Source organism: Mesorhizobium sp. ES1-6 (genome assembly GCF_020164775.1).
Classification (GTDB): Bacteria; Pseudomonadota; Alphaproteobacteria; order Rhizobiales; family Rhizobiaceae; genus Mesorhizobium.
Genome location: NZ_JAIUGU010000003.1, coordinates 513599 through 528415, shown reverse-complemented (window position 1 = coordinate 528415; position 14817 = coordinate 513599). Strand labels below are relative to the sequence as shown.

Annotated in this window: 14 protein-coding genes and 1 riboswitch; of the genes, 6 read left to right on the top strand and 8 right to left on the bottom strand. The window is 64.6% G+C overall.

Going from position 1 to position 14817, the window contains the following annotated elements; genetic code table 11:
• Nucleotides 1-225 precede the first annotated feature (225 nt).
• Nucleotides 226-807 carry a CarD family transcriptional regulator gene (locus LB564_RS11400; protein WP_006327799.1) on the top strand — a complete coding sequence of 194 codons (582 nt, stop codon included), beginning with the start codon at nt 226-228 and terminating at the stop codon, nt 805-807.
• A gap of 80 nt (nt 808-887) precedes the next feature.
• Here LB564_RS11400 and LB564_RS11395 read toward each other — a convergent pair whose 3' ends face one another.
• The 3 genes from LB564_RS11395 to LB564_RS11385 all read right to left on the bottom strand — a co-directional run bounded on the left by LB564_RS11395 (nt 888) and on the right by LB564_RS11385 (nt 3243).
• A complete protein-coding gene (locus LB564_RS11395; RefSeq protein ID WP_224537591.1) occupies nt 888-1655 on the bottom strand; it encodes an amino acid ABC transporter ATP-binding protein in 768 nt (255 codons plus the stop codon).
• On the bottom strand, nt 1652-2332 hold the full coding sequence (locus LB564_RS11390; RefSeq protein WP_224537820.1) for an amino acid ABC transporter permease: 681 nt from the start codon (nt 2330-2332) through the stop codon (nt 1652-1654). The genes LB564_RS11395 and LB564_RS11390 overlap by 4 nt, the downstream gene beginning before the upstream one ends.
• A 137-nt stretch (nt 2333-2469) precedes the next feature.
• Entirely contained in the window at nt 2470-3243 is a 774-nt protein-coding gene (locus LB564_RS11385) for an amino acid ABC transporter substrate-binding protein (protein WP_224537588.1), read from the bottom strand.
• Nucleotides 3244-3553: 310 nt separating this feature from the next.
• Here LB564_RS11385 and LB564_RS11380 point away from each other — a divergent pair, with 310 nt between their 5' ends.
• On the top strand, nt 3554-4417 hold the full coding sequence (locus tag LB564_RS11380) for an RNA polymerase factor sigma-32 (RefSeq protein WP_140702316.1): 864 nt from the start codon (nt 3554-3556) through the stop codon (nt 4415-4417).
• Between the two features lie 15 nt (nt 4418-4432).
• Here LB564_RS11380 and LB564_RS11375 read toward each other — a convergent pair whose 3' ends face one another.
• From LB564_RS11375 to thiB, 4 genes are all read right to left on the bottom strand, one after another.
• Nucleotides 4433-5839, bottom strand: coding sequence for a M48 family metalloprotease (locus tag LB564_RS11375; RefSeq protein ID WP_224537818.1), 1407 nt, complete (start codon nt 5837-5839; stop codon nt 4433-4435).
• 322 nt (nt 5840-6161) lie between these two features.
• On the bottom strand, nt 6162-6938 hold the full coding sequence (gene thiQ, locus LB564_RS11370; RefSeq protein ID WP_140702319.1) for a thiamine ABC transporter ATP-binding protein: 777 nt from the start codon (nt 6936-6938) through the stop codon (nt 6162-6164).
• Nucleotides 6931-8550 (bottom strand): thiamine/thiamine pyrophosphate ABC transporter permease, encoded by a 1620-nt coding sequence (gene thiP, locus LB564_RS11365; RefSeq protein WP_224537586.1) that lies wholly within the window; start codon nt 8548-8550, stop codon nt 6931-6933. Before thiP ends, thiQ begins: the two co-directional genes overlap by 8 nt.
• Before the next feature lie 64 nt (nt 8551-8614).
• Entirely contained in the window at nt 8615-9613 is a 999-nt protein-coding gene (gene thiB / locus LB564_RS11360) for a thiamine ABC transporter substrate binding subunit (protein ID WP_224537584.1), read from the bottom strand.
• 43 nt (nt 9614-9656) lie between these two features.
• A riboswitch (TPP riboswitch) is annotated at nt 9657-9771 on the bottom strand.
• A gap of 86 nt (nt 9772-9857) precedes the next feature.
• On the opposite strand from thiB, the gene LB564_RS11355 reads away from it, so the two are divergent.
• The 4 genes from LB564_RS11355 to LB564_RS11340 all read left to right on the top strand — a co-directional run bounded on the left by LB564_RS11355 (nt 9858) and on the right by LB564_RS11340 (nt 13070).
• Nucleotides 9858-10517 carry a thiamine diphosphokinase gene (locus tag LB564_RS11355; protein ID WP_224537582.1) on the top strand — a complete coding sequence of 220 codons (660 nt, stop codon included), beginning with the start codon at nt 9858-9860 and terminating at the stop codon, nt 10515-10517.
• Nucleotide 10518: 1 nt separating this feature from the next.
• A complete protein-coding gene (locus tag LB564_RS11350; RefSeq protein ID WP_224537580.1) occupies nt 10519-12336 on the top strand; it encodes an ABC-F family ATP-binding cassette domain-containing protein in 1818 nt (605 codons plus the stop codon).
• 192 nt (nt 12337-12528) lie between these two features.
• Complete coding sequence (locus tag LB564_RS11345; protein WP_140702328.1) at nt 12529-12771, top strand: type II toxin-antitoxin system CcdA family antitoxin; 243 nt, start codon at nt 12529-12531, stop codon at nt 12769-12771.
• Nucleotides 12771-13070: a CcdB family protein gene (locus tag LB564_RS11340; protein WP_140702330.1), complete on the top strand. Its 300-nt coding sequence runs from the start codon at nt 12771-12773 to the stop codon at nt 13068-13070. The genes LB564_RS11345 and LB564_RS11340 overlap by 1 nt, the downstream gene beginning before the upstream one ends.
• 26 nt (nt 13071-13096) lie before the next feature.
• On the opposite strand, the gene LB564_RS11335 is transcribed toward LB564_RS11340, so the two are convergent.
• On the bottom strand, nt 13097-14815 hold the full coding sequence (locus tag LB564_RS11335; protein ID WP_224537578.1) for a hypothetical protein: 1719 nt from the start codon (nt 14813-14815) through the stop codon (nt 13097-13099).
• Nucleotides 14816-14817: the final 2 nt, after the last annotated feature.

Below are 14817 nucleotides of genomic sequence, written 5' to 3'. Positions count from 1 at the left end.
CCGGTGACACAACGTCGATTTATGGCGCAGACGCCCCAAATCACTGAAAGGTGAAAATCCCACTCCGGACCAGAGCGATCTGGGCCAGGCGGTCGCAATTCGTGCGGTTTGCCGGTCCCGGCTTTTCCGGTGGGTTCATCTGTTGTGCGGCTAATGATCGGTGACCCCGATCACGTGAGTTCAGCCGGCACCGCCGCCGGCCCACAACAAGGAGTTCAGGGCGTAATGGCAACGATCACCCCGCAGAAGAAGTCCACGGCCGCGCGTCACGGTTTCAAGACCGGCGAGTACATCGTCTATCCGGCGCATGGCGTCGGCCAGATCGTCTCGATCGACGAGCAGGAAGTGGCTGGCCACAAGCTGGAACTGTTCGTCATCGACTTCCAGAAGGACAAGATGCGCCTGAAGGTGCCGGTCGCCAAGGCGACCTCGATCGGCATGCGCAAGCTGTCGGAAGAGGATTATGTCGAGCGCGCGCTGAAGGTCGTGCAGGGTCGCGCCCGCGTCAAGCGCACCATGTGGTCGCGTCGCGCCCAGGAATATGATGCCAAGATCAATTCGGGCGATTTGATCTCGATCTCGGAAGTCGTGCGCGACCTCTACCGCGCCGACAACCAGCCGGAACAGTCCTATTCCGAACGCCAGCTCTACGAGGCGGCACTCGACCGCATGGCGCGCGAGATAGCGGCCGTCAACCGTATGTCGGAAACCGAAGCCGTGCGCCTGATCGAGGTCAACCTCAACAAGGGACCCAAGCGCGGCGCCAAGGCCGACAACGAGGAAGCCGAGCAGGAAGAAGCTGCCTGAATCCCCTCGTCCTAGAGTTCACGAAAAACCCGGCCTCGCGCCGGGTTTTTTGTCTTTGGCATTGCCGGAGATTGCCGCGGCTATGCGCCGCCTTCCTTCTCCGCCTCCTGCTTCAGCGTCGCGATGAATCGCTTGGTGCGTTCGCGCTCCGGATTGCCGAACAGCGTGGCGGACGGCCCCTGCTCGACGACGACGCCGGCGTCGAGGAACACCGCTTCCCGGGCGATCTTGGAGGCGAGGCGCAGATCATGCGTTGCCATCACCATGGTCGTTCCCTCGCTGGCGAGTTGACCGAGCACATCGACCACCTCCTGCGCCAACTCCGGGTCGAGGGCGGAAGTCGGCTCGTCGCACAGAAGCACCTTGGGTGACGGCGCCAGCGCCCGGGCAATCGCCACGCGCTGCTGCTGGCCGCCCGACAGCGTCGCCGGCCAGGCATCGACCTTGTGTGCCATGCCGACCTTCTCCAGCAGGGCCAGCGCCCGCTCACGGGCCCGAGCCTCCGGCCATTTCAGCACCGTGACCAGGCCTTCCATGACGTTCTCGATGGCCGTGCGGTGTGGAAACAGCTGGAAATTCTGGAACACCATGCCGGTCTGCAGCCGCAGGCGCCTAATGTCCGCGGCCGGCACCTTCACGCCCGGGCGGAACTCAAGCGTCTCGTCGCCGATGCGCACCGTGCCCGAGGTCGGGATCTCCAGCAGGTTGATGCAGCGCAGCAGCGTGCTTTTTCCGCCACCCGAAGGGCCGACCAGCGCGGTGACGCTGCCTTCGGCAATGGTAACCGTCACGCCCTTCAGCACGAGATTGTCGCCGAACCGCTTCTCGATGTTGGTCAGGCTGATCATGAGCGTGCCTCCAGGAAGCCGCCATACCGGTTGAGCCGCTCCTCCAGCCGCGTCTGCAGGGCCGACAGCACCGAACTCAAGGCGAGATAGAGGATCGCCGCCTCGACATAGAGGATGAGCGGCTCATAGGTGGTGGCGACGATGCGCTGCGCCGCCTGGAACATCTCCGGCACGGTGATGGCGGCGGCCAGCGAGGTATCCTTGACCAGCGAGATGAAGGTGTTGGAGAGCGGCGGCACCGCGACGCGTCCGGCCTGCGGCAGGATGGTGCGCTGCATCGCCTGGCTCCAGGTCATGCCGATCGAATAGGCGGCCTCCCACTGGCCCTTGGGTACCGAACCGATGGCCGCGCGGATGATTTCCGATGTGTAGGCGCCGATGTTGAGGGTGAAGCCGATCAGCGCCGCGGTAAAGGCATCGAGCAGGATGCCGACCGAAGGCAGGCCATAGAAGATCAGGAACAACTGCACCAGGAGCGGCGTGCCGCGGAAGATCCAGACATAGAAGCGCACGAGCGCCACAAGCGGCTTGGGGCCAAACAGCCGGCCGAGCGCCGCGCCCAGCCCCACCGTCAGGCCAAGCACGAAGGACAGCAGCGTCAACGGCACGGTAAAGATCAACGCGGCCCACAGCAGCGAAGGCAGCGACTCCAGCATCAGTTGCAGCCAGTGCGGCACGAAATATCCTCCGGAATGGACGAGCGGCGTCATCGAAGCGCGAATGCGCCGGCCATATCACGACAAAAGCGGCGAGCCGTCAAAGACGGCTCGCCGCTGAGCGGGGTTCGGACCTGCGGAAGGCCCCGTGCGTGAAATTACTTCGACACGTCCTGGCCGAAATAGGTGTCGGCGATCTTCTGATAGGTGCCATCGGCCTTGATGTCGGCCAGCGCCTTGTTGATGGCCGCGACCAGTTCCGGGTCGCCCTTGCGGACGATGACGCCGGAGTAATCGGCATTCTCTTCCTGGGCGGCGATCTTCACATTGGCGTCGGGCTTGTGCTTCTTGAAGTCGAGGAACGACAGGCTGTCATTGATGGTGGCGTCGGCACGGCCGGTCAGAAGAAGCTGGATCGACTGGTCGAAGCCATCGGTGCCGACCAGTTCGGCGCCGTTCGATTCGGCCAGCTTGCCAAAATTGGAGGTCAGCGACTGTGCCGACTTCTTGCCCTTGAGGTCGGCGAAGGTCTTGATGTCGGTGTTGTCGCCGCGCACGATCAGCACCGCCTTGGAGGCGATGTAGGGATCGGAGAAGTCGTACTTGGCCTTGCGGGCGTCGGTGATGCCGACTTCGTTGATCACGGCATCATAACGGCTGACGTCGAGGCCGGCGATCAGCCCGTCCCACTTGCCTTCGAGGAACTCGACCTTGACGCCGAGCTTGTCGCCGATCGCCTTGGCGATTTCGACGTCGAAGCCGACCAGCGCGCCGGAAGCGTCATGATAGGTGAAGGGCGCGTAAGTGCCTTCCGTGCCGACCTTGATGATGCCGGCCTGCTTGATCTGGTCGAGATTGGCGCCGGCATGGCCCGATGCAACGGCGAGCGCCTGCAGCGTTCCGGCGATGATGAGCGACTTAAGCCATTTCATTTTTCTGTGATCCCGTCCTTGGCCTGATGTCAGGCATGTTGTGAGGGCTGGAAAATGCCAGATGCAGGTCGAAAAAATAAGGAATGAAATTTCAAAGACAGGAAATTCCAGAAATCAAATTCTCTGAAGACATTTCTTCGCACATTCGGAGGCTGCAGGCAGCCGCGCCGAAATTGCCCGGACTTCGGCGCGCGCCAGCCTGCGGCGGCGGAACCTTTCCCGCGCACGGCAGTTTTGGCTGTTCTAGGGCACGACGCCGTCATTTCAAGCCGGTGCCTGTCATTCGCACCGCCTGAGCCAGGAGCGCCTTATGATGGAAGACACGGCAGGTCGGATCATGGTCCGCGCGGCAATGAGGGCGCCATACCTCGAGCGCGACGAGGAGCATCGTCTCGCATTGCTCTGGAAAGAGGACAACGACCAGAACGCATTGCACAGCATCACCGTGGCCCACATGCGGCTGGTCATTTCCATGGCCTCCAAATTCCGTCATTACGGCCTGCCGCTCGGCGACCTGATCCAGGAAGGGCATGTTGGCTTGCTGGAGGCAGCCGCCCGCTTCGAGCCCGAGCGCGAGGTGCGGTTTTCGACCTACGCGACGTGGTGGATCCGCGCTTCTATGCAGGACTATATCCTGCGCAACTGGTCGATCGTGCGCGGCGGCACCAGTTCGGCGCAGAAGGCCCTGTTCTTCAATCTCAGACGTTTGCGCGCCCGCCTTGCGAATGGCGCCGAGCCGCTTTCCAACGAGACGCTCTATCGTGAGGTTTCGGTTGCGCTCGGCGTTTCAGAGGCCGATGTGGCAATGATGGATTCGCGGCTGTCCGCGCCGGATTCCTCGCTGAACATGCCGCTTGCCGACGATTCCGGCGCCACCGAGCGGATGGACTTCCTGGTCGCGGACGACCCCCTGCCCGATGAGGTCGCCAGCGACACGATCGATGTCGAACGCCGTTCTGGATGGCTGAAAACAGCGCTCGGCGCGCTCAACGCACGTGAACTCAGGATCATCGAGGAGCGCCGGCTGAGCGATGAGGGCGCCACGCTCGAGGCGCTCGGCGAGACTCTCGGCATTTCCAAGGAGCGCGTCCGCCAGATCGAGGCCCGTGCCATGGAAAAGCTGAAAGTGGCGCTGGTGAAGCAGAACCCGGAATTCCTGGCGACCGCCGCCTGATTCTCGCAACGAGCGCTACTTGTCGGTGACGATCTTGACCTTGTCGCCGGCCGAAACCGCGGCACCCGGCGACAACGCATTAAGCACGCGGAACAGGTCGAGCTTGCGATCGACCCCCACCATCTGCGCGGCAAGCGAGCCCATGGTCTGACCCGGCTGTACCGTTAGCACGCGGATATGCAGCGGCTTCAGGGCCGCTTTTTCAGCCGGGCTCAGGATGCGGAAGGATCCGCTGACCGACCGCGCCACTGTCTCGAGCGAGGTGCTGGCCGAGGGCGCCGCGGTCAGCAGGCGATAGACCTGGCCGCCGGCGCGGATCACCGCGATGTCGAACTGCCAGCCCTCGGCGCCGGCATGCGCGGTCGCCGCCTCATTGCCGTTGATGGTCTCCTGCTTGACGGTGCTGTCGTCGAGGCCTGCCACCCAGCCGCTTCTGATATAGTCGGTCAAGGCGCGGTTCTTGTCGATCGAAACGCCGTCGAAGCGGATCGCTATGTCGCCGGGACCGGTCGCCGTCACCGCTGCCGCCGAATTGTCGATGATGAAACCGTCCGGCACCGTGAACGACACGCCAAGGCCCGGATGCAGGAAGGTCTCGCCCCGCACATACCCTTCTTCCGGCGTATCGCCATAGAGCAGGCCATCTATGCCGGCAAGAAAGGAATCGCGGTCGCGCGTGCCGAAGCCCGGGGCGCCGAACTGGCGCGCGTGGCGCTGCGCCAGGTCAATGCGCTGCGGTGTGTTGGGATGCGTGGCCAGGAAGTCGAGGCTGGCGTCGGTGGCGCCTGATATCGAGCGGAAATCGGTATAGGCCGACATCGACTGCAGGAAGCGGCCGGCCGCGTAAGGATCGTAGCCCGCCTCGCCAATCGACTTGATGCCGATGGCGTCGGCCTCCAGTTCCTGGTTGCGCGAGAACTGCGCCAGCCTGAGCTTGCCGCGGATCAGCGCCGCCTTGGCGGTCGGGCTGTCGCCGAGCACATCGGAAACCACCTTGGTTGCCAGGCCTTCCTCGGCCTCCAACTGCTGGCGCTGCAGCCCGTGATTGGCGGTGACATGGCCCATTTCATGCGCGATGACGGCGGCGAGTTCGGACGAATCATTGGCCAGCGCGAGCAGGCCGCGCGTGATGTAGAGATAGCCGCCCGGCAGCGCGAAGGCGTTGACGTTGGGCGAATTGAGGATGGTGATGCGATAGGTCTGGGTCGGGTTGGCCGACACCACGGTCAAATTGCCGACCACCTTGGCGACCATGCGCTCGAGCTTGGGATCGGAATACTCGCCGCCATAGGTCGCCAGGATGCGCGGATGCTGCGCCTTGGCGAGTTCGGCAAGCTTGCTGTTGGCGGCGACATTATCCACCGTGATCGGCTTGTCGGACGGCTGGAAGCCGGATTCCTGCACGTCCGGCGGCGTGAACATCTGGCAGCTGGCGAGAGCCACGGCAAAGCCGGACAGCGCCAGAAAGCGTGCCAGCGGATTGCGTCTTGCTCTGTCAACGCCGATCGCCAGAACGGCTTCCTTTCAGATCCTGGGCGCATGACCATGAAAATCGGGGGCGATCTTCGGAGCCGTCATGCGCAAGAAAACAAACTGCTACAGCATCCGTCACGCGGCCCTCGGGGCGTGCGGCGGATGCTGTAGGCAAATCACGGCCTGTGCCGGACCATTGGGCGGACCTAGCCACACTACATGGACCATGGCAAGCAAGCGTCCCTTCGCCAGAAGCCGGTTTGACCGTAAATTATGTCGGCTTCCGGGCAATATCTCGTGATACGGCATCCCCTCCACTGGCGCCGATATAGCGCCGGAATGCCTCTGGACCAGCCCCGGCGAAGAAATCGTCCGCGGCGCCTGCGGCGGCGACGGCGCCATTGTCCAGAAACACCACATTCTGGCCGATGCGGCGGGCATCCTGCGGCTGGTGCGTGACGAACAGCACCGTCATGCCACGCTCGGCATGCAGGTCGGCAACCAGGTCGAGCATGTCGTTTCGCAGGGCGGGCCCAAGCGAGGCGAAGGGCTCGTCGAGCAGCAGCACCGGGCGGTCACGCACCAGCACGCGGGCAAGGGCGACACGCTGGCGCTCGCCGCCCGAGAGTTCGCGCGGCAGCCGCTTCTGCTTGCCGGCGAGGCCGGTGCGCGCAAGCGCCTCCGCGATATCGGCATGGTCGGCTTCTGTCAGCCGCAACGATGGCGAACGGCCGAGCCCGACATTCTGCTCGACGGAAAGATGGGCGAAAAGATTGTTTTCCTGAAACACCATCGACACCGGCCGCGAGGCTGGCGGCGAGGCGCCGACATCGGCTCCGCCGATCAGCACGCGGCCGGACAGTGGCGTCTCGAACCCGGCCACCAGATTGAGCAGCGTCGACTTCCCCGATCCGCTCGGCCCCATGATGGCGGTGATTTCGGCCGCCGCGAACGCGACATCGAAGGAAAGCGGAGCCTCGCCATAGGTGAACGAAACCTTGTCCAGCTGCACTGGAACACCCTTCCTGGCAATCGCTCCGTCAGACATCGCGGCCCTTCTCCCTTCCCAGCCAGTCCGCTGCCAGCACCAGTGCCAGGCAGACCAGGCCGAGCAGCAGCGCCAGGCCGGCGGCGTCCTGCGTGCGGTAGCTGCCCATGCGTGCCAGGAGAAGGTAGGGCAAGGTCTGCACGGAATCACTGCCGAACAGGGCGATGACGCCGAGATCGCCAAGCGACAGCGCCATGGCGAAGGCAAAGGCGGTGGCAAGCGGGCGCCGCAGCGACGGCCAGTCCACCAGCCGCAACCTGGCCAGGCCGGAAATGCCAAGCTGCGCGCAGAGCCGTTCGTGCCGCTCGCTCGCCGCATCATAGGCGGGGCGGATGGCGCGCAGCGCGAAAGGCATCGCCATGACGGCGTTAACGGTGACGACCATGAGCGGGGCGATGGCAAAGACGTCGCCGGCATGGCGCAACAGAAGGAACCAGCCGGCGCCGATGACGATTGGCGGAACCACCAGGACAAAGCCGGCACCGGTGTCGGTTGCGTGTTCGAGCAGCGTCCTCGGACCGGCGCGTCGGTTCAGTGCCAGCGCCCGGCGCGCCATGGTCAGCGCCAGCGACAGCATCACGGAAAGCCATGCCGACAGGAAGGCAAGCGCGGCACTGGTCAGTGTCGCTTGCCGCACAGTGGCCTCGCCGGCCAGCCGGCCGAGATCGGCGCCCAATCCGGCCATCACGGTCGCGGCCATCGGTCCCGCGACGAACAGCAGCGTCAGCACGATGAGCAAGGCATTCAGCGAAGTCTCGGTCCCGTTGACGAAACCGTAACGGCGCGGCGCGACCGGCAGGTTCGCGTCGCCGACGACATTGGCGCCAAGCCGGGTCAGCGCCAGCACCACGATGAAGGTCAAGGCGATCTGCAGCAATGTCAGAGCCACAGCCCTCGCGGGATCGAAATCGAAGCGCAAGGCCTGATAGATGCCGACTTCGAGCGTCGTCGCGGCCGGCCCGCCGCCGAGCGTCAGCACGATGGTGAAGGATGTGATGCAGAGCATGAAGACCAGCCCGGCGACACCGGGCAGATCGGCGCGCAGCGTCGGCCATTCGATCAGCCGGAACGCCGGACGCGCGCCCATGCCGAGCTGGCTTGCCAGCCGCCACTGGTCGGAGGGAATGGTTTGCAACGCTTCCAGGAACAGGCGGGTGGCCAGCGGCAGGTTGAAGAAGACATGCGCGACGAGAATGCCGGACAGGCCGTAGATGCCCCGCCAGCCCTGGCCGCCGACGGCACCGAGCATGCCGGCGAAGTAACCGGCACGGCCATAGAGCGCCAGGATGCCGAGCGCCGCGACGATCGCCGGCAGCGCCAGCGGCACGGCGAAGAGTTGCAGAATGAAAGCGCGGCCGAAGAAGCGTGGATGCCGCGACAGGGCTCGCGCCACGAACAACGCCGGTATCACCGAAAGCAGGGTCGATAGGGTTGCCTGCCAGAGCGTGAAGCGCACGACGCGCAGCAGGTAAGGATCGAAGGCCGCCCAGGCGCCGGAGAGGTCATGCGCGCCTTCGAGGAGCAGTCCGGCAAAGGCGCCGCCGATCAGCAGCGCGATCCCGGCGAGCGCGACGACGCCGGCGGTGATGCGGGGATCAGACGCGCGTTGCACGCCGCACCGTCGGCAAATGGGCGAAGCTTAGAGCACTCATCTCAGGATGATTAGCCCATAAAACCTACTTGCTCATCATCGCCAGCCATTCGTCCACCCAGGCCTTGCGGTTGGCCGCGACCTCCTCCGGGCTGAACAGCAAGGTCTTGGTCGGCTTGACCAGCTTGTCGAAGGCCGGGTTTAGCGGCTTGTCGGTCTTGCCGGCCGGGAACATCCAGTTGGTCTCGGGGATGGCGTCCTGGAATTTCGGTCCGGTCATGAAGGCCATGAACTTTTCCGCCAGCGGATTCTTGGCTCCCGTGGTGGTGATGCCGGCGACCTCGATCTGCAGGTATTCGCCCTCTTCGAACGACGCGGCCTGGTAGCGCTCGGTATTCTCGGCGACCATGTGATAGGCCGGCGAGGTAGTGTAGGACAGCACCATCGGCGCCTCGCCCTTGGTGAACAGGCCATAGGCCTCGCTCCAGCCCGGCGTCACGGTCAAAACCTTGGTCTTGAGCTTGGCCCAGGCTTCCGGCGCCTTGTCGCCATAGACCGACTTCACCCAGAGCAGCAGGCCGAGGCCGGGCGTCGAGGTGCGCGGATCCTGGATGACGATCTTGTCGTCGGCGCTGCCCTCGACCAGGTCCTTCAGGCTTTTCGGCGGTGACTTCAGCTTCTGCGTATCGTAGACGACGGCGAAATAGCCATAATCAAAGGGGACAAAAGTATCGTCGGCCCAGCCGCCCGGCACATTGACATCGCTCACCGGGCCATGCGGCGCGAACAGGCCCGTGGCCTTGGCATCGGCGGTGAGATTGGTGTCGAGGCCAAGCACGATGTCGGCCTTGGTCGAGGCGCCTTCCAGCTTGACGCGGTTGAGCAACGCGACGCCGTCGGCGACCGAGACGAACTCGACATCGCAGCCGCATTCGGCCTCGAATGCCTTCCTCACCACGGGACCTGGACCCCAATCGGCGGTGAAGCTCTCATAGGTGTAGACGGTGAGCTTGTCCTTGGCCAAGGCCGGCCCGGACAAGGCCACTGCCGTGGCTGCGATGAGAGAATATAAAAGCGTGCGCATCGGCGCCTCCTTCGTTTGCGTTGAAAGGAATTGAGGCGTCGGACTGTCCGAAACGTCTAATCCCTCCGCCGGTACAAACCGGATCAGGTTCAGCGGGTTGGCGAGACTGCCTCTCAGCCGGCCCGCGAAATTCGCGTCCGGCACCCCGTTAGAGCGTTCCGACACATAGGCCGGCCCGAAGACCCGCGCAAGTGGGAGTTTGCCGCCTTCCGTTTCCCGTGCCGGGCTGGTAAGGCGACGGGATATGAGCACATTCACCATCCTGCTTGGCGGCGATCTCATCCGCACGCCCCGGCTCGACCGCCAGGTCGAAGGCTCGCGCGTCATCGCCGCCGACGCCGGCATCGGCCATGCCCGGGTGCTGGGCCTTGTCCCGGAATTGTGGGTGGGCGATTTCGATTCGGTTCCGGCCGATCTGCCTGCTGACCTGGCCGCCGTGCCCCGCCAGACCTTCCCGGCGGAAAAGGACAAGACCGACGGCGAACTGGCGATCGCGGCGGCACTCGGGCACGGGGCGACCCGTCTCGTGCTGGCGGGCGCCTTCGGCGGCAAGCGCGCCGATCACGCCTTCCTGCATCTGGCGCTTGGCCTGCGGCTGGCCGAGGCCGGAACGGATGTGCTTTTGACCAGCGGCGCCCAGGAGGCTGTCCCCTTGCTCAACGGCAGGACGAGCTTCGATTATGCCGACGGCACGCTGTTTTCCATTCTCGGCTTTTCCGAACTCTCCGGTCTGACCGTCACCGGCGCCAAATGGCCACTCGACAAGGTCGAGGTGGCTTTCGGTTCGTCGCTGACCATTTCCAACGAGGTCAAGTTCGACAAGACCGGGGGCCGCCTCGACATAGCGCTCGGCAACGGCCGCGCACTGCTGCTCGCCCATCCCCATCCACTGCCTGAAAGCTGACATGGCCCCGCCTCTTCTCAATCTCGACGGGATAAGACTGACTTTTGGCGGCACGCCGCTGCTCGACGGCGCCGCCTTGACCGCGTCGGCCGGCGACAAGATCGCGTTGGTCGGCCGCAACGGGTCGGGCAAATCGACGCTGCTCAAGATCGCCGCCGGCCTGATCGAACCGCAGGACGGCGAGGTGTTCCGCCAACCTTCGGCGACGGTGCGCTATCTGCCGCAGATGCCCGACATGGACGGTTTTGCCTCGGTGCGCGCCTATGTCGAAGCCGGGCTCGGGCCTGCCGACGATCCCTACCGCGCCAGCTATCTGATGGAACATCTCGGCCTGTCGGGCGATGAGCGGCCTGGCGACCTCTCCGGTGGCGAGGCCAGGCGCGCCGCTTTGGCCCGCGTCATGGCGCCGGAGCCCGACATTCTGCTGCTTGATGAGCCGACTAATCACCTCGATCTCTCGGTGATCGAATGGCTGGAAGAGGAACTCGTCCGCACGTCCTCGGCGCTCATCGTCATCTCGCACGACCGCCGCTTCCTGGAGCGCGTGTCGCGCGCCACCGTCTGGCTCGACCGTGGCCAGACCCGTCGGCTGGATAAAGGTTTTGGCCATTTCGAGGAATGGCGTGACCTTGTGCTGGAAGAAGAAGAGCGCGAACAGCACAAGCTCGGCCGCCAGATCGTGCGCGAGGAACACTGGCTGCGCTATGGCGTGACGGCACGGCGCAAGCGCAACATGCGACGCCTCGGCGAACTGCAGACCATGCGCCAGCGGTTTCGCGGCCATCGCGGCGCCGAAGGCAGCGCGACCATGGTCGCCAGCGACGCCGCCGAGTCCGGCAAGCTGGTGATCGAAGCGAAGAATATCGAGAAGAGCTTTGGCGACCTCACCGTGGTCAAGGGCTTCTCGACCCGCATCCAGCGTGGCGACCGCGTCGGTCTGGTCGGACCGAACGGTGCCGGCAAGACGACGCTTCTGAAGATGCTGACCGGCGAATTGGCGCCGGATGCCGGCTCGGTGCGGCTCGGCACCAATCTGGAGATCGCCACGCTCGACCAGAAGCGCGAGGCGGTCGACCCGCAGGAGACGCTGGCCCAATACCTGACCGACGGGCGCGGCGAGAACCTCGTCATCAATGGCGAGCAGCGCCATGTCGTCTCCTACATGAAGGATTTCCTTTTCAAGCCGGAGCAGGCGCGCACGCCGGTGCGCGAGCTTTCCGGCGGGGAGCGGGCGCGGCTGATCCTGGCGCGCGTGCTGGCGCGCCCGGCGAACCTTCTGGTGCTCGATGAGCCGACCAATGATCTCGACATGGAGACACTGGAACTGCTGCAGGAATTGGTCGCCGGGTTCGCCGGCACCGTCATCCTGGTCAGCCACGACCGCGATTTCCTCGACCGCACCGTGACCAGCGTCATCGCGCCCGATAGCGGGGGCCGCTGGGTCGAATATGCCGGTGGCTATTCCGACATGCTGGCGCAGCGGGGCGGTACCAGGCTCGACGACCGCAAGGCGCGCGCCAAGTCCGAAACCAGCGATGCGCCCACTGCCAAGGCTGAACCCGCCGCACAAAAGGGGCCGGTCAAAAAACTGTCGTTCAAGCAGAAATTCGCGCTGGACTCGTTGCCCAAGAAGATCGAGGCGGTGACCGCGTCGATCTCGCGCCTGGAGAACAACATCGCCGATCCGGCCTATTACGAGCGCGATCCGGTCTCGTTCCAGAAAACCATCGCCGCCCTCGACAAGGAGCGCGCCACCTTGGCGGCGCTCGAGGAAGAGTGGCTGGAACTGGAGATGCTGCGGGAAGAGATGGAAGGGTGAAGAGCGTTCGGCCGTAGGCCGATCGCGATCGACAACGATCTTTCGATTGAAGCCACAAACGGCGAAAGCTTGAACGCCCGAAAGGCTGGGAGCCGCAGCGAAGGCCCGACGCTCCGTCCGCAGCCAGAGTTGACTGATTATTGCCTCTGCACCGGAATGCGCATACATTATGCGCATGTTGCGGAGGCTATTATGCGTAAGATTGCCCTGAATGCGATCCGCCAACCGGCAAATCTATCGATCGACTCTAACCTCATGAGGGAAGCCAAGGGGCTTGATGTGAATGTCTCGCGCGCCGCGGAAGCCGGTATCGCGGAAGCGGTGGCGGCCGAAAAAACGCGGCTATGGAAGCTTGAGAACCGTGCCACGATGGAGTCGTGGAACGACTACATCGACAAAAACGGCATCCCGTTGGAAGAGTACCGGCAGTTCTGATGCCCCGCTATGATGTCTTCGCCGGTCGCGTCGAAGGCAACTATTTGCTCGACGTTCAATCCGATCTGCTCGACAATTTCAGGACGCGCGTGGTCGTCCCGCTTCTGCCGGTCGCAACGGTGCCGCCGCCGATGCGAAAGCTTCATCCGATCTTTGACATCAACGGCCGGAAGCTGGTTATGGCGACACACCTGATTGCTACCGTTCCGGCAAGCGAATTGGGTGAAAGTCGGCTGAACTTGACGAAACATCACGATGACATCGTCGCCGCGCTCGACATGCTGTTCCAGGGCTTCTGATCGAAGGCGGCCGTTACGCCGCCTGCTCAACCCGCCGTCTTCGCCTGCCAGGCCTTGATCGCCTCGTCGAACACTTTCTCGCCGGGAATGCCCTTTTCCATGGTCAGCAGCGCCCGCCGTCCGGTCTTGTAGACGACCGGCACGTCGATCCAGTCCTGGCCGCGCAACAGGGTCATATTGGCGTCTTCGTCGGCCTTGGTGTCGTTGAGCGCGACGAGGAAGAAACCGTCGGCGATCTTGGCCGGAATGCCGATCAAGGGGCTGCCGGCGTCCTGTTCCGAACTCTTCATGGCGACGCGCAATATGTTGTCGACGCCGCCGCCCTCGAAGCCGTCGGGCGTCAGGAAGATCATCTCGATAATGTGGCTGGCCGGCAAGGTCTGGTCGGTGTTGCGGCGGATGGTCATGCGCAGCTGGATGTCCTTGCCGGGAATGGTCGCCTCGGCGCGGATCGCCGGCTCTGGCGGCAGGTCGCCGCCGGGCGATTCCTGCACCAACGACCAGACGATGTTGCCGGGTTCGGCCGAACCTTGGGCGGTGCTGGTGCGCTCCTCATAGAAGATTGCCTTCTGGCCGACCGGAACCGAGGCTGGAGCCACGGCCGGAGCCGCCGGCGTGGCACCTGCCGGCGCGGGCGGCGGTGTGGCGGCCGCATCGGCCGGTGCCGCGGGCGCGGCTCCGGCGGCGGGCGGTGTCGCCGGCGTGGCGCCTGGCGCGGGCGTGGTCGCGGTCGGCGTGCCTGCCGCAGGCGTATCGGCCGGTGCCGGAACCGCCGGCGCCGCGGTGGCCGGCGCATTCGTTGCCGTTGGCGGCGTCGTCAGCGCGGCGACGGATTCACCCTCGCCTATGCCGCTTTGTCCACCGGCCGGGCCGGGATCGGTTTCGCCACCCTCGGGCGTCAGCCGCTGCGTGAATTTCGTGCCTTCGGCACCCGCGGGCGCCGGTGGCGTCGCCGCCGCATCGGTCGCGGGCTTGGCCGGCGCCGGTTTCACCGGTTCGACCTTGGCGACAACCTTGCTGTCGCCCAGGCCCAGCATCTTGCCGAAGGCGTCCTTGTTCAGCCAGATACCGTAACCGCCGCCGGCAACGACCAGCAGCGCGACGGCGGCGGCGATCAACCCGCCATAGCCGCGCTTGCGTTCGGCCGGGCGCAAACGCTCGAAAGTGTCGGCGCCCGCAGGCCTTTCATCATTGGCAAAGACGTCGTCCTGATCGTCCTCCCGATCCGTTTCCATCCCCGCCAAGGGCTTTTCCGAAAAGTCCGGAACGGGCTGCACCGGCGTCGGCCTTTGCCAGCCCGGTTCGGCCTTGGCGGCTGGAGCGGGACGGTAGGGTTCGGGGTTCGCCACGGGCTGCGCCGGCTTGTACGGCTCCGGCCTGGCCGGGGCAGGGGCGGGCCGATACGGAGACGGCGCGGGAATGGCGGCAGCCTCCGCCTTCACTGGCTGCTTGGTGTGGTTCGACTGGTTCTTGTTACGGTCGATGGAGGAAAAGATGTGCTCCAGCTCCGCGAGCGGATCCGTTTCCGGCACAGTCTTGGCATAGTCCCGTTCGACGCCTGCGATGGCGTCCTCCAGCGAGCGTTTCTGCCTGTCTATGGCCTCGGGAGCCATCGGCGGCGAATATTCCGCAAGCTTCTTGGCCAGCATGGAACGAACGCTGCTATAGATGCGCGCACGCTTCTCGGGCGTCTCGTCGCCGTGCTTCTCGAAGGCGTTTTTCAGAACAGCAACGAAATCTGCCATGC

Excerpts from the sequence above, each read along its gene's own strand:
- LB564_RS11385 (WP_224537588.1), bottom strand. The coding sequence starts at position 3,243 with ATGAAATGGCTTAAGTCGCTCATCATCGCCGGAACGCTGCAGGCGCTC.
- thiB (WP_224537584.1), bottom strand. The coding sequence starts at position 9,613 with ATGCGCACGCTTTTATATTCTCTCATCGCAGCCACGGCAGTGGCCTTG.
- LB564_RS11345 (WP_140702328.1), top strand. The coding sequence starts at position 12,529 with ATGCGTAAGATTGCCCTGAATGCGATCCGCCAACCGGCAAATCTATCG.
- LB564_RS11395 (WP_224537591.1), bottom strand. The coding sequence starts at position 1,655 with ATGATCAGCCTGACCAACATCGAGAAGCGGTTCGGCGACAATCTCGTG.
- thiQ (WP_140702319.1), bottom strand. The coding sequence starts at position 6,938 with ATGTCTGACGGAGCGATTGCCAGGAAGGGTGTTCCAGTGCAGCTGGAC.
- LB564_RS11400 (WP_006327799.1), top strand. The coding sequence starts at position 226 with ATGGCAACGATCACCCCGCAGAAGAAGTCCACGGCCGCGCGTCACGGT.
- LB564_RS11380 (WP_140702316.1), top strand. The coding sequence starts at position 3,554 with ATGATGGAAGACACGGCAGGTCGGATCATGGTCCGCGCGGCAATGAGG.
- LB564_RS11375 (WP_224537818.1), bottom strand. The coding sequence starts at position 5,839 with ATGTTCACGCCGCCGGACGTGCAGGAATCCGGCTTCCAGCCGTCCGAC.
- LB564_RS11355 (WP_224537582.1), top strand. The coding sequence starts at position 9,858 with ATGAGCACATTCACCATCCTGCTTGGCGGCGATCTCATCCGCACGCCC.
- LB564_RS11350 (WP_224537580.1), top strand. The coding sequence starts at position 10,519 with ATGGCCCCGCCTCTTCTCAATCTCGACGGGATAAGACTGACTTTTGGC.
- LB564_RS11340 (WP_140702330.1), top strand. The coding sequence starts at position 12,771 with ATGCCCCGCTATGATGTCTTCGCCGGTCGCGTCGAAGGCAACTATTTG.
- LB564_RS11335 (WP_224537578.1), bottom strand. The coding sequence starts at position 14,815 with ATGGCAGATTTCGTTGCTGTTCTGAAAAACGCCTTCGAGAAGCACGGC.